Source organism: Pseudotabrizicola sp. 4114, from assembly GCF_031457365.1.
Taxonomy (GTDB): Bacteria; Pseudomonadota; Alphaproteobacteria; order Rhodobacterales; family Rhodobacteraceae; genus Pseudotabrizicola.
Window position 1 is genome coordinate 533,420 of record NZ_JAVDWP010000001.1, and the last position, 13,328, is coordinate 546,747.

Sequence of the window (13,328 nt, forward strand, 5' to 3'; positions counted from 1 at the left end):
CGCTTGGGTCTTGATCTGCGCGGTGCGGGGGCCTAACCCCGGCGCATGTCTGAGCCAAGTTTGCCCCCTGATCCGCTGCCAATTGACGAGGTGATCCCCGCGCTGCAAGCCGCGATGGCGGCGCAGGGGATGGCCGTGCTGCAAGCTCCCCCCGGTGCGGGCAAGACCACGCGGGTGCCGCTGGCGTTGCTGGGGCAGGTGACGGGGCGTATCCTGATGCTGGAGCCGCGCCGCCTTGCCACCCGCGCCGCCGCCGCGCGCATGGCCGACACGCTGGGCGAGCCGTTGGGACAGACCGTCGGCTACCGGATCCGGGGCGAGTCAAAGACCAGTGCCGCCACAAGGATCGAGGTGGTGACAGAAGGCATCCTGACCCGGATGATCCAGTCTGATGCCGAATTGCCCGGCATTGGCCTGATCATCTTTGACGAATTTCACGAGCGTTCCTTGCAGGCCGATCTTGGCCTTGCATTGGCGTTGGAAATCCGGGGGGCGTTGCGGCCCGATCTGCAATTGCTGGTGATGTCGGCGACATTGGATGCGGCCCCGGTGGCGGCGCTGATCGGGGATGCGCCGCTGATCACCTCGCAGGGGCGCGCGTTCCCGGTCGAAACCCGCTGGCTGCCGCGCCCGCCTGATGCCTCGCTGCGCCATGAGGCGGCGGTGGCGGGGTTGATCCGGCAGGCGCTGGATGAGGTGCCTGAAGGGGATGTGTTGGTGTTCCTGCCCGGCGAGCGCGAGATCCGCCGGGTCGAGGTGCAGATGCAGGGCATTCCGGGCCTGACCATCCGGCCGTTGTTCGGCGCGATGGAGTTTGCCGCACAGCAGGCGGCGCTTGCCCCAGCGCCGGGGCGCAAGCTGGTGCTGGCGACTTCAATCGCCGAAACCTCGCTGACCATTCCGGGGGTGCGGGTGGTGGTCGATGGCGGCCGGTCGCGTCGCGCGCGCTTTGACGCGGGCTCCGGCATGTCGCAGCTGGTGACCGAGCGGGTGACACGGGCCGAGGCCGAGCAGCGGCGCGGCCGGGCCGGGCGGGTGGCGCCCGGCGTGTGCTACCGGCTGTGGACGCGCGGCGAAGAGGGTGGCATGGCCGCCTTTCCCCCCGCCGAGATCGAGGCGGCGGATCTGACTCCGCTGGCGCTGGAGCTGGCGTTGTGGGGGGCGGTGGATCTGCCGTTCCTGACCCCGCCGCATCCCGGCGTGCTGGGGGAGGCGCAGGCGCTGCTGCACGGTCTGGGCGGGCTGGATGCCAAGGGCGGTATCACCGCCCATGGCCGCGCGCTTGCCGCGCTGCCACTGCACCCGAGACTCGCGCATATGCTGGTGATCGCCGGGCCAAAGGCGGCCCCGCTGGCCGCGCTGCTGGCGGAGCGTGACCCGCTGCGCGGGGCAGGGGCGGACCTGCTGGCGCGGCTGAAAGCCATCGACAAACCGCCTGCCGAAGCGCACCGCCCGACCATCGAGCGGATCCGGGTGGAGGCCCGTCGTCTGGCGCGGATGGTGCCGACCGCCCGGATGGCGGATCTGTCACCGGCGCAGATGGCAGCACTCGCCTATCCTGACCGCATCGGGCTGCGCCGCGCGGGCGACGCCCCGCGTTGGGTGCTGTCGGGCGGCAAGGGGGCGGCAATGGCAGCAGGTCAGCCGCTGTCGGGCGCGCGGCTGATCGTGGCCACCGATCTGGACGGCGACCCGCGCGAGGCGCAGGTGCGGCAGGCTGTGGCGATCACCGAGGCCGAGCTGCGTGCGCTGTACGCCGACCAGATCGTCTGGACCGATGTCTGCGAATGGTCGCGCCGCGACGGCAAGGTGCTGGCCCGCAAGCAGGAACGCTTTGGCGCGCTGGTGCTGGCCGAGCGCAACTGGCCCGACGCCCCGCCCGAGGCCATGGCCCGCGCCGCCCTTGACGGGCTGCGCCAGATTGGTCTGCCCTGGACCGCGAGCGCCCGCCGGTTGCGCGCCCGGTTGCGGCTGGCGCGGGGCGACGACTGGCCTGAACTGGACGATGCCACCCTGCTGAACACCGCTGAAGGCTGGCTGCTGCCGCATCTGGCAGGCAAACGCAGCGAGGCCGAGTTGCGCGCACTGGACCTGACCGAGCCGCTGAAGGCCCTGATCGGCTGGGAGCGGATGGCCCAGACTGACGCACAGGTGCCGGGCAGCTTTGAGACCCCGCTGGGGCGCAGGGTGCCGATTGATTATGACGGCGACCACCCGTCGATCGAGGTCCGTCTGCAGGAGATGTTCGGGGTGACCCGTCACCCCACCGTCGGCGCGGCCCGTTTGCCGTTGCGCATCACCCTGCTGTCTCCGGGCCAACGCCCGGTGCAGGTCACGCTGGACCTGCCCGGGTTCTGGGCCAACAGCTACGCCGATGTGCGCAAGGACATGCGCGGCCAATACCCGCGCCACCCCTGGCCCGAAGACCCGACCACCGCCGACCCGACCCTGCGGGCCAAGCCGCGCGGGACGTGAAGAAAATGGAACGCGCTGTCGCGCGTGAGGTTTTTGTCTCGGCTCTGGCCTGCGGCCAACCGCCTCGGGTCTGCGCTCCGCGCGGGGAGTATTTGGAAAAGCTGCAAAGTCGGGGCGGGTTCTTTGGCTTTGCAGCTTTCCCAAATACTCCGGGGTTTGGGGCAGCGCCCCAATACTTGGGTGGGGCAAAGGTGAATCGCTTGACGAGGGGGACAATCGCGCGTAAACGCAGCCAACGAATTCGAGGTCGCGCATGCGCGGGCCTTGTAGATTTTGCACCTTACGCCCTGCTGGCGTTGACTTGAAGGATTACGACGATGTCGCGCGTCTGCGAACTCTCGGGCGTTGGCCCGATGACCGGTAACACCATCAGCCACGCGAACAACAAGTCGCGTCGCCGGTTTCTGCCGAACCTGAACGAAGTTACCCTGATTTCTGACATTCTGGGCCAGTCGTTCAAGCTGCGGATCTCGGCCGCGGCCCTGCGCACGGTTGACCATCGCGGTGGGCTGGATGCGTTTCTGGCCAAGGCCAAGGACGTGGAGTTGTCCGGCACTGCGCTGAAGATCAAGAAAGACATTGCAAAGGCTCAGGCATCCGCCTGATCCGTTGTTGTCGCAATTGAAAGACCCGCCCGCAGGATTGCGCGGCGGGTTTTTTGTGTTTGGCGTCAGGATCATGAGTATTTTTGCCAAGATGAAAGCGCGGCGGCAGACTTGTCTGGCGCGAAGCGCTCGCATCCTGGCCTGATTGCGCCCGTCGGCGGATCGCGCCCGGTCTGAGCATTGCCGAAGCTAAAAGGGGATCAGGCCGCTGCACTGGCGGGGCAGCGGCGACGGCCTGAAACAGTGTGACGCGTCTGGCGCGGATCAGTTGGCGCAGAATGCCTCTGCCTGGTCGCCAAAGGCCTTGTAGCGACGCCAGAAATCATTGTCGTTGTCGGATTTCGACATCCGGACCTTCTGCGCGCGGTCGGGGTCTTTGAAGAAGGCCGCCGCCTTGCGCTGATCGCCGCCGCGCAGGGTCATGTCGGCGACCTGCTGCACACAGGCGCAGACCGGGCGGGTGGCGGCCTTGCGGTCAGAGCCGAGACAGGCGCGCTCAATCGGGCCGGCCAGCACGGCTGCGGTGGAAAGCGAGAGAAGCATGGCGGCGCAAGCTGCCAGAACAACAGGTTTCATCATCTTTATCTGCCTCATTGCCGGGGACGGGGAACCCCTCCGCCACAGGTCGTTTTTCTGACAGCATCATGACGATTCGTCCGGCGTTTTTCAATGCCGCAGCGCGGCTCGGCGGTGGATTGCCCAAAGCGGCCAGCCCTTGGGTGCCGGCTTGTCTGCGCCACAAGATCAAGCGGTTTGGCGTGCTGGTTGTGCCTGTGTCTGGCCCGTGATGACCCGGGTGATCTGCCCGCATCATCCGCCGGATGGCGGGAATCAGGGGGGCGGAACCGACTCAGCCTGCCCATTGTGCCGTCACCGGGCCGTAAACGCTGCATCCCCCTTCCCGGCCCCATATTTCCAAGCTATATGCCGCGCATGACCCAGCTTGATCTCATTCGCAATTTCTCGATCGTGGCCCATATCGACCACGGAAAATCCACCCTCGCCGACCGGCTCATTCAGTTGACCGGGACGGTGGCTGCGCGCGATATGAAGGCGCAGATGCTGGACAGTATGGATATCGAGCGCGAGCGCGGGATCACGATCAAGGCCAACACGGTGCGGATCGAGTATCCGGCCAAGGATGGCAAGACCTATATCCTGAACCTGATCGACACCCCCGGCCATGTCGACTTTGCCTATGAGGTCAGCCGCTCGATGCGCGCGGTCGAGGGGTCGCTCTTGGTGGTGGATGCGAGCCAGGGGGTTGAGGCGCAGACGCTGGCCAACGTCTATCAGGCGCTGGACGCCGGGCATGAGATTGTGCCGGTGCTGAACAAGATCGACCTGCCCGCCGCCGAGCCCGAACGGGTCAAGGCGCAGATCGAGGATGTGATCGGGCTGGATGCGTCGAACGCGATCAACATCTCGGCCAAGTCGGGTCTGGGGATTCCCGATGTGCTGGAGGCGATTGTCACCCGTCTGCCCGCGCCCAAGGGCGACCGCGATGCGCGGCTGAAGGCGATGCTGGTGGACAGCTGGTATGACGCCTATCTGGGCGTTGTCGTGATGATCCGCGTCATCGACGGCGTTGTGCGCAAGGGCGACCGCATCAAGATGATGCAGACCGGTGCGGTCTACGGCGTTGACAAGCTGGCGGTGCTGAAACCGCAGATGGTGGATATTGACGAACTGGGGCCGGGCGAGATTGGCATCTGGACCGGCTCGATCAAGCAGGTGCGCGATACCCGCGTCGGCGACACCATCACGTCCGAGAAAAAGGGCTGCGAAACCGCGCTGCCGGGGTTCAAACCGGCGCAGCCGGTGGTGTTCTGCGGCTTGTTCCCGGTCGATGCCGCCGATTTTGAGGATCTGCGCGATGCGATTGAAAAGCTGCAGCTGAATGATGCCTCGTTCAGTTCCGAGATGGAAACCTCGGCCGCCCTTGGTTTCGGCTTCCGCTGCGGCTTTCTGGGCCTGCTGCACCTTGAGGTGATCCGCGACCGGCTGGAGCGGGAGTATGATCTGGATCTGATCACCACCGCGCCGTCCGTGGTGTTCAAGCTGCATATGAAGGATGGCGAGGTGCGTGATCTGCACAACCCCGCCGACATGCCCGACCTGACCTATATCGACCACATCACCGAGCCGCGGATCAAGGCCACCATCATGGTGCCTGATGAATACCTTGGCGATATTCTGAAGCTGTGCCAGGACCGGCGCGGCATCCAGCTGGACCTGTCCTATGCCGGATCGCGCGCGATGGTGGTCTATGACCTGCCGCTGGCCGAGGTGGTGTTCGACTTCTACGACCGGCTGAAATCGGTGACCAAGGGCTATGCCAGCTTTGACTATGTGATCAGCGAATACCGCGAGGATTTTCTGGTCAAGATGTCCATTCTGGTCAACGAGGAACCGGTTGACGCGCTGTCGATGATGGTCCACCGCGACCGCGCCGAAGCGCGGGGCCGGGCGATGGTGGAAAAGCTCAAAGAGCTGATCCCCCGGCACATGTTCAAGATCCCGATTCAGGCCGCCATCGGCGCGCGGGTGATTGCGCGCGAGACATTGAGCGCGATGCGCAAGGACGTGACGGCGAAATGCTACGGCGGCGACGCCACCCGGAAGCGCAAGCTCTTGGACAAGCAGAAGGCCGGGAAGAAGAAGATGCGGCAGTTCGGCAAGGTGGAGATCCCGCAGGAGGCGTTTATCTCGGCGCTGAAGATGGATGGGTGAGGAAAGGCTCAACCAACCCTCGACTTGACGAGATGATGGCGTGTGCAGACTGAGTTCTCGTCGGGTCAAAGGTGGGCGCCCCTACATCACATCCGGCCGTTGAATGGTAAAATGTAGGGCGGGGTTCACCCCGCCGCCCAACCCTCACCCATAAACACCACCCCTCGGCGCGACCGTGACCACCAGCCGCCCATCCTCGATCCGGTAGACAATCCGCCACTCGCCGACCCGTACACGCCACTGGTCAAGTTCGCCCACCAGTTTGAGGCATCCCGGCGGGCGGGGGTTTTCCCCCAGCCCGGCAATGGCGCGTTTGATTGGGGCTGACAGGCGGGCATCTTTCATCCGCCGCAGTGCCTTGGCTGCTGAGGCGGAATACTCGATGCGATACGCGGTCATTCGGCAGCGTCAGCCGCTTCGATCTCGGCCCACAGCTGGTCATGCGGCACGGCTTTGCCCGGATCGGCCAGATACTCGGCATAGGCGGCAGCGCCCATTTTCGCCAGTTCCGCATCCTCCAGCGATTCGTAATAGGCCATCGCCTCGACCGAGATCATCACCGCGACCGGTTTGCCGTGCTTTTCGATGATCACATCCTCGCGCCCGTGCTGGACCTTGCCCAAGAGGTCAGACAGGGTTTCGCGGGCTTGCGAGACGGAGACGGTGATCATGGGTCTGTCCATTTTGTACGAAACTTACAAAATGGACGATAGGCCTTTGCAAAGGAAAAATCAACCGTCGCCGCAATCAACAAAAAGGCGGAGCCGCAGCCCCGCCTTTCCCATGGGTTTCCATAAACCCGTTCAGTTCGCGGCGATCCGCGCCTCTTCTGTGATCGTGGCACCGGCGACTTGCAGGTCGCGGCCGGCTCCGGCGACGGTGCCGCAGGCGGTGAGGGTGAAGGCGGCGAGCAGGGACAGGAGGGTCAGGCGGCTTTTCATCGGGGTTCCTCTCGGTGATTTCAGGATCAAACGCGCGGGGGCGGTTCTGGTTCCTTTTGCAGGCGGGCTTTTGCAATTTTAACCTGACATTAACGATCGGCGGCCATTGTGGGCGCATGCGTATGCTTGTCCTCCTTTTGTTGCTTTCTGCCTGCGGTGCCCAGCCTGCGCCGCAGTTTTTTGGTGCCGTGCGCACCGATGTCAGCCGCGACGGGCGCAACTATACGGTGTTTCAGAAGGGGGAGGCGGTGGAGGTGATCCGTCTGGGCTATGCGCGGCGCGGCGAGCATCAGGGCATCCGCGCCACCATGATCGCGCTGATCCCCGAGGTGACGAGGTGTAGGTTGATCGAGCAGAGTTTGCAGGGCGACAGCGGCGAGATGCGGGGGCGATTGCGGTGCTGAAGCACGGGGAGCATTGATCGCGCGGCGCGGCCCGCCCTATACAGACGGGCACGCTGACCCGAGGATGCCCGATGATCACCGACCCGCCTGCCTTTCTGCGCCGCTTGTTCGACCGCGCGGTCGAGGTGGCTGACCCGATGCGAAGCCTTGCCCAACATCTGCCGCCGCGCCCGGCGGGCCGGGTGGTGGTGGTGGGGGCCGGCAAGGCCAGCGCGCGGATGGCCGAAGCGGTGGAGGCGGCCTGGGGGCCGTGTGACGGGCTGGTGCTGACCCGCTATGGCTATGGGCGCCCCTGTCAGGGGATCGAGATTGTGGAAGCAGCACACCCGGTGCCCGATGCCGCCGGGCAGGCGGCGACCGCGCGGATGCTGGAGCTGCTGGAAGGGCTGGGGGAGGGGGATTTCGTGCTCGCCCTGATCTCGGGCGGGGCGTCGGCGCTGCTGGTGGCCCCCAGCCATGACGTGACGCTGGCGGAAAAGCAGGCGGTCAACGCGGCGCTGCTGGCGTCGGGCGCGCCGATTGACCGGATGAACACGGTCCGCAAACACCTGAGCCGGGTCAAGGGCGGGCAACTCGCCGCTGCCGCCTATCCGGCGCGGATGCTGACGCTGATGATTTCTGACGTGCCGGGGGATGATCCGGCCTTTATCGGCTCTGGTCCGACGGTGGGCGATGCGACCACGCCTGCAGATGCGATGGCGATCCTGACCCGGTGGCAGATCGCGGTGCCGGGGTCGGTGCAGGCGGCGCTGCAAAACGGCTCCAGCGTGGTGCCGCCGGGCGATCCGCGCCTGTCGCGGGTGACCAACCGGATCTATGCGGCCCCGGTGCAGTCGCTGAACGCAGCTGCCGCGATTGCGGCCGAGGCGGGGTGTGAGGTGCGGCTGCTGGGCGACGCGCTGGAGGGCGAGGCGCGCGAGGTTGCCGCCGCGCAGGCGCAGGAGGCGCTGCGGATCAAGGCCGCGCTGCGCCCCGGCGATGCCCCGGTGCTGCTTTTGTCAGGGGGCGAGTTGACCGTCACCCGGCGCGGGGACGGGATTGGCGGGCCGAATGCCGAATATGCGCTGGCACTGGCGATTGCGCTGAACGCAGCGCCCGGTATTCATGCCATTGCCTGCGATACCGATGGGGTGGATGGCGCGGCAGAGGTGGCGGGGGCGGTGATCTCCCCTGAAACCCTCGCGCGGGCACAGGCCGCCGCGCTGGACCCCGCAGCCGCGCTGGCGCGCAATGATGCCCACACGTTCTTTGCCGGGATCGGGGGGCAGGTGGTGACCGGCCCGACGCTGACCAACGTCAACGACTTTCGCGCCATTCTGATTGCACCTTAGTCGCGCGCAACCCTGATTGACGTACCTCAGATTTTGGGGCTAAGCCTGAAATATGGGCAGGCCAACCGTCACAGACATAGCGCGCGAAGCCGGGGTCAGCCTTGCCACGGTTGACCGCGTGCTGAATGCGCGCCCCGGCGTACGTGACAAGACCATTGCGGCGGTGACGGATGCGGTGGCCCGGCTGGGCTATGTGCGCGACATGGCGGCGGCCAATCTGGCACGCGGGCGCAGCCTTCGCGTTGCCATTCTGCTGCCCGATACCGAAAGCCAGTTTCTGCAGACGTTGCAGGATGCGCTGCAACAGGCCGCAACCCTTGCAACTTCCGCCCGGATGCAGGTTGAGCTGTTGCGCTTTCCGGCAAAGGATATGCACAGCCTTGCCATGATGCTGGCGGATCTGGCGGCGGGCGGTATCTCGGGCGTGGCGCTGATGGCCCCGGAAACCCCGGTGGTGCGCGATGCGCTGCGGGCGCTGCACGCGGCCGGGGTGCCGGTGGTGGCGATGGTTTCTGATCTGCCGAACTCCGGTGTCACCCATTTTGTCGGCATTGACAGCCATGCTGCCGGGCGGACTGCGGGCGTGCTGATGGGGCGGTTTCTGGGGGGAAAGACGCCGCGGGTGATGGTGATCGCCCAATCCATGCTGTTGCGCGACAGTATCGAGCGGCGTCGTGGCTTTGATGCCGTCATGCAGCGCGACTTTCCCGGCATCGAGGTGGGTCAGACGCTGGAAACCCACGGCGCGTCTGAGACCTTGCAGCAGGTGATGGCGGTGTCGCTTGCCGCCAGCGGGCCGGTCGGGGGCATTTACCTGTTGGGCAGCGGTCACCGGGCACTGGCGCAGGTGCTGTCCGACCTGGGTTTGCTGGGCCGGGTGGTGACCATCGGGCACGAGCTGACCCCGCACACCATTGCGGCGCTGGAGGCAGGTTGGATGGATGCGGTGATCGCGCAGAATGTCGGCCATATTGCCCGCAGCACCCTGCGCGTTTTGCAGGCAAAGGCCGATCAGCAGCCGATCAACGAATCACAAGAGCGCCTGCGGCTGGAAATTATCCTGCGCGAAAACCTGCCCCCGAGCCTGTGATCCATTGGTCAAAGCGGTTTGAATTCGCGCGCAGGCCCAAATGATGTGCGTACCTCAAAATTGATGGACAGGCCGGATTTCCCTGCCTATCGTCACAGCAGCAATCACGATGGCGGCCGGAGGAGGGACGTCCTTGTGTGTTTGCACTCAGGGAGGAACATCAATGAAGGCAAGACTTTTGACCGCAACCGCGGTCGGCGCTGTGTTGTCCGCCACCGTGCTGACTGCCAACGTCGCCTCGGCCCAATCCAATGAACTGACCTTGTGCTGGGCGGCCTGGGATCCGGCCAACGCGCTTGTCGAACTGTCCAAGGATTTCGAGGCACAGTCCGGCATCAAGATGAAATTCGAATTCGTGCCATGGCCCAACTATGCCGACCGGATGCTGAATGAGCTGAACTCTGGCGGCCAGCTCTGTGACCTGCTGATCGGTGACAGCCAGTGGATCGGCGGCGGCGCGGAAAATGGCCATTACATCAAGCTGAATGATTTCTTTGCGGCCGAGTCGATCAGCATGGACGATTTCGCCCCGGCCACCGTTTACGCCTATTCCACCTGGCCCAAGGGCGAGCCGAACTATTACGCGCTGCCCGCCATGGGTGACGCCAATGGCTGGTTCTACCGCAAGGACTGGTTCGAGCGGGATGACATCAAGGCCGCCTACAAGGAAGCCACCGGCCAAGACCTGCGCGAACCGCAAAGCCAGAAAGAGCTGCTGCAGATCGCGCAGTTCTTTCAGGGGCGCGAGATTGACGGCCAGACCGTCTATGGCGCGTCGATCTTTACCGAGCGCGGGTCGGAAGGCATCTCCATGGGGGCCACCGGCGCGCTGTACGCCTGGGGCTTCAAATATGAGAACACCCCCGGTGCCTATGACATGGAGGGTGCAGTAAACTCCCCCGAAGCGGTTGAGGCGCTGGAGTTTTACAAGGAGCTCTACAAGACCGCGACGCCCCCCGGCTATGACAACGCCTATATGGAACAGTCGCTGGATGCGTTCAAATCCGGTCAGGTCGCGATGGCGATGAACTGGTTCGCCTTTTTCCCCGGCCTTGCCGCTGACCCGACCGTGGGCGGCGACAAGATCGACTTTTTCGTGAACCCGGCCCAGAACCAGCCAGCCTCTACCCTTGGCGGGCAGGGCATTTCGGTGGTCAGCTATTCCGACAATGTTGATGGCGCTCTGGCCTATGTCAAATGGTTCGCCCAGCCCGATGTGCAGCAGAAATGGTGGTCGATGGGCGGCTATTCCTGCCATCTGTCGGTGCTGAACGACCCCGGCTTCAAGGACAGCGCGCCCTTTGCCGCCGACTTTCTGGCGGCGATGGATAACGTCTACGACTTCTGGCAGGAACCGGCCTATGCCTCGCTGTTGCTGGCGATGCAGGACCGGTTGCACAACTATGTGGTGGCCGATCAGGGCACCGCACAAGAGGCTTTGGACGGTCTGATCGCCGACTGGACCGAAGTGTTTGAAGACGAAGGCAAGCTGTAACGCCGCCTTTGCGGGTGCGCCGGGCTACCGGCGCACCCTTGTCCCCTCGCAGGACCGATTTCATGACCGATACGCCGATCGACCGAATGGCACGCGCCACGCCGCGCATCGTGGCCCGCCGCGTGCGCGGATTGTCAGACCGCGCCATCGCCTGGCTGTTCGTCGCCCCCACCATCTTTTTGTTGCTGGCGATCAACATCTTTCCGCTGATCTGGACCGTGCGGCTGTCGTTCACCAACTTCGCCGCCAACAGGCCGGGGCGCGAGGTGGAATGGGTAGGCCTGCGCAATTATGAGCGTATCCTGACCAGTGACGGCATCTGGTCGAACATGCAGACCACGGCGCATTTCCTGATCTGGACCATCACGCTGCAGGTGGTGATCGGGTTTACGCTCGCCTGGCTGATCAACCGCAAGTTCAAGGGCAATGACCTGTTGACCACGCTGATCGTGCTGCCGATGATGCTGTCGCCTGCTGTGGTCGGCAATTTCTGGACCTTTCTGTATCAGCCGCAGATCGGTCTGTTCAATTACATGGTCGAACTGCTGACTGGCACACCTGCCAGCTCATTTTCGATGCTCGGGGCCGGGGGGCTGGCGAAATGGTCGATCATCATCGTCGACACCTGGATGTGGACGCCCTTTGTCATGTTGATTTGTCTGGCGGGCCTGCGCTCGATCCCCGACTATATCTATGAGGCGGCAGAGGTGGACCGCGCCAGCAAATGGCGGCAGTTCTGGACCATCACCGTGCCAATGGTGCTGCCGTTTCTGATGCTGGCGGTGCTGTTCCGGGGCATCGAGAATTTCAAGATGTTCGACATGGTGGTGCTGCTGACTGGCGGCGGGCCGGGCAATGAGACCCTGCTCGCCAGTATCGACCTGAAGCGTGAGGCATTCGAGAAATGGCGCACAGGCTATTCCTCGGCCTATGCGATTATCCTGTTTGTGACCGTGTTTGGTCTGGCTTCGATCTATGTCAAAGCCCTGAACAAGGTGAAGGAGCGGTGATGAACCATCCGCCACGCCGCTTTCCAACCGCCCCCCACCCCCGGCCCCTCCCCACAAGGAGGAGGGGAGGTGCCCGGCCGGTCCACCTGCGCCTCCCGCCATCCGCTTTGCGCCTCCCTCCCCCCTCGTGGGGTCGGGGCATGTCCCCGACGGCTGGGGTGGGGGGGCTGCGCGCGGCCGGCAGAACCGGAGACCAGCCATGAGCGCTTATTCCGTCACCGAACCATCGCGCGCATCGAAATCCATCGCCGCCGTGCTGGTGGTGGTCTATGCGATCATCACCCTGCTGCCGCTGTTGTGGATCATCTCTACCGGGTTCAAATCCGGGCCTGACAGCATCAGCTATCCGCCACGCGTGCTGTTCGAGCCGAGTCTCGAAGGCTACGTCAACCTGTTCACCACCCGCACAAGGATCGGGGCCGAGCAGTTCGCCGCCCTGCCGCCGCCGGAGACCTGGTATGATGACATCGTGCGCCAGAGCGGCACCGTGATTGCCGGGCAGTCGCGGTTCGGCGAGCGCTTCATGAATTCGGTGATCATCGGCTTTGGCTCCACCGCGCTGTCGATCTTTCTGGGCACCCTGGCGGCTTACGCGTTTTCGCGGTTCAAGGTGCCGCTCAAGGATGATCTGTTGTTCTTCATCCTTTCGACCCGGATGATGCCGCCTATTGCCGTCGCCATCCCGATTTACCTGATGTACCGCGAGCTGGGCCTGTCGGACACCCATCTGGGCATGATCCTGCTCTATACGGCGGTGAACATCTCCCTCGCGGTCTGGCTGCTGAAAGGCTTCATCGACGAGATCCCGCGCGAATATGAAGAGGCGGCGCTGATTGACGGCTACACCCGGTTTCAGGCGTTTCGCAAAGTGGTGCTGCCGCAGGCCGCGACGGGCATCGCCAGCACCGCGATCTTTTGTTTGATCTTTGCCTGGAACGAATATGCCTTTGCCGTGCTGCTCACCTCGGGCAATGCCCAGACCGCCCCGCCCTTTATCCCGACCATCATCGGCGTCGGCGGGCAGGACTGGCCCGCCGTAGCGGCTGGCGCCACGCTGTTCCTGTTGCCGGTGATGATTTTCACCATCCTGCTGCGCAAGCACCTTTTGCGCGGGATCACCTTTGGCGCGGTGCGCAAATGACACGATTTTTCTGCGAAAAATCCGGGATGCCCGGTTCTGCCGCTGCCGCATTCGTCCTGGTCCAAATACTCCCGCCGGAGGCTCCTGCGGCGGGGGATAGGAG

At 64.4% G+C, this 13,328-nt stretch carries 14 protein-coding genes; 10 read left to right on the plus strand and 4 right to left on the minus strand.

Annotated elements, in window-relative coordinates; genetic code table 11:
* Window positions 1-45: 45 nt before the first annotated feature.
* Both hrpB and rpmB read left to right on the plus strand, forming a co-directional pair.
* Window positions 46-2,475 carry an ATP-dependent helicase HrpB gene (gene hrpB / locus J2X53_RS02650; RefSeq protein WP_349035918.1) on the plus strand — a complete coding sequence of 810 codons (2,430 nt, stop codon included), beginning with the start codon at window positions 46-48 and terminating at the stop codon, window positions 2,473-2,475.
* Between the two features lie 317 nt (window positions 2,476-2,792).
* Window positions 2,793-3,080 carry a 50S ribosomal protein L28 gene (gene rpmB, locus J2X53_RS02655; protein ID WP_349035919.1) on the plus strand — a complete coding sequence of 96 codons (288 nt, stop codon included), beginning with the start codon at window positions 2,793-2,795 and terminating at the stop codon, window positions 3,078-3,080.
* A gap of 264 nt (window positions 3,081-3,344) precedes the next feature.
* Here rpmB and J2X53_RS02660 read toward each other — a convergent pair whose 3' ends face one another.
* On the minus strand, window positions 3,345-3,623 hold the full coding sequence (locus J2X53_RS02660) for a hypothetical protein (RefSeq protein ID WP_349036289.1): 279 nt from the start codon (window positions 3,621-3,623) through the stop codon (window positions 3,345-3,347).
* A 101-nt stretch (window positions 3,624-3,724) separates the two neighbouring features.
* Between J2X53_RS02660 and J2X53_RS02665 the strand changes: the two genes are divergently transcribed.
* Together J2X53_RS02665 and lepA are read left to right on the plus strand one after the other, a co-directional pair.
* On the plus strand, window positions 3,725-3,868 hold the full coding sequence (locus J2X53_RS02665) for a hypothetical protein (RefSeq protein ID WP_349035920.1): 144 nt from the start codon (window positions 3,725-3,727) through the stop codon (window positions 3,866-3,868).
* A 145-nt stretch (window positions 3,869-4,013) separates the two neighbouring features.
* Entirely contained in the window at window positions 4,014-5,813 is a 1,800-nt protein-coding gene (lepA, locus tag J2X53_RS02670; protein ID WP_349035921.1) for a translation elongation factor 4, read from the plus strand.
* A gap of 144 nt (window positions 5,814-5,957) precedes the next feature.
* Here lepA and J2X53_RS02675 read toward each other — a convergent pair whose 3' ends face one another.
* The 3 genes from J2X53_RS02675 to J2X53_RS02685 all read right to left on the minus strand — a co-directional run bounded on the left by J2X53_RS02675 (window position 5,958) and on the right by J2X53_RS02685 (window position 6,754).
* Window positions 5,958-6,212, minus strand: coding sequence for a type II toxin-antitoxin system RelE/ParE family toxin (locus J2X53_RS02675; protein WP_349035922.1), 255 nt, complete (start codon window positions 6,210-6,212; stop codon window positions 5,958-5,960).
* The gene (locus tag J2X53_RS02680) at window positions 6,209-6,484 is read right to left on the minus strand and encodes a type II toxin-antitoxin system Phd/YefM family antitoxin (RefSeq protein ID WP_349035923.1); all 276 of its coding nucleotides are present in this window, start codon (window positions 6,482-6,484) and stop codon (window positions 6,209-6,211) included. The genes J2X53_RS02675 and J2X53_RS02680 overlap by 4 nt, the downstream gene beginning before the upstream one ends.
* A 132-nt stretch (window positions 6,485-6,616) precedes the next feature.
* Entirely contained in the window at window positions 6,617-6,754 is a 138-nt protein-coding gene (locus J2X53_RS02685; protein WP_349035924.1) for an entericidin EcnAB, read from the minus strand.
* Window positions 6,755-6,870: 116 nt separating this feature from the next.
* Here J2X53_RS02685 and J2X53_RS02690 point away from each other — a divergent pair, with 116 nt between their 5' ends.
* The 6 genes from J2X53_RS02690 to J2X53_RS02715 all read left to right on the plus strand — a co-directional run bounded on the left by J2X53_RS02690 (window position 6,871) and on the right by J2X53_RS02715 (window position 13,225).
* Window positions 6,871-7,158: a hypothetical protein gene (locus tag J2X53_RS02690; RefSeq protein ID WP_349035925.1), complete on the plus strand. Its 288-nt coding sequence runs from the start codon at window positions 6,871-6,873 to the stop codon at window positions 7,156-7,158.
* Window positions 7,159-7,229: 71 nt separating this feature from the next.
* On the plus strand, window positions 7,230-8,489 hold the full coding sequence (locus J2X53_RS02695; protein ID WP_349035926.1) for a glycerate kinase: 1,260 nt from the start codon (window positions 7,230-7,232) through the stop codon (window positions 8,487-8,489).
* Between the two features lie 52 nt (window positions 8,490-8,541).
* Window positions 8,542-9,579 carry a LacI family DNA-binding transcriptional regulator gene (locus J2X53_RS02700; RefSeq protein ID WP_349035927.1) on the plus strand — a complete coding sequence of 346 codons (1,038 nt, stop codon included), beginning with the start codon at window positions 8,542-8,544 and terminating at the stop codon, window positions 9,577-9,579.
* 163 nt (window positions 9,580-9,742) lie between these two features.
* A complete protein-coding gene (locus J2X53_RS02705; protein WP_349035928.1) occupies window positions 9,743-11,074 on the plus strand; it encodes an extracellular solute-binding protein in 1,332 nt (443 codons plus the stop codon).
* A 62-nt stretch (window positions 11,075-11,136) separates the two neighbouring features.
* The gene (locus tag J2X53_RS02710; protein ID WP_349035929.1) at window positions 11,137-12,084 is read left to right on the plus strand and encodes a sugar ABC transporter permease; all 948 of its coding nucleotides are present in this window, start codon (window positions 11,137-11,139) and stop codon (window positions 12,082-12,084) included.
* Window positions 12,085-12,283: 199 nt separating this feature from the next.
* Entirely contained in the window at window positions 12,284-13,225 is a 942-nt protein-coding gene (locus J2X53_RS02715) for a carbohydrate ABC transporter permease (RefSeq protein WP_349035930.1), read from the plus strand.
* Window positions 13,226-13,328 lie beyond the last annotated feature (103 nt).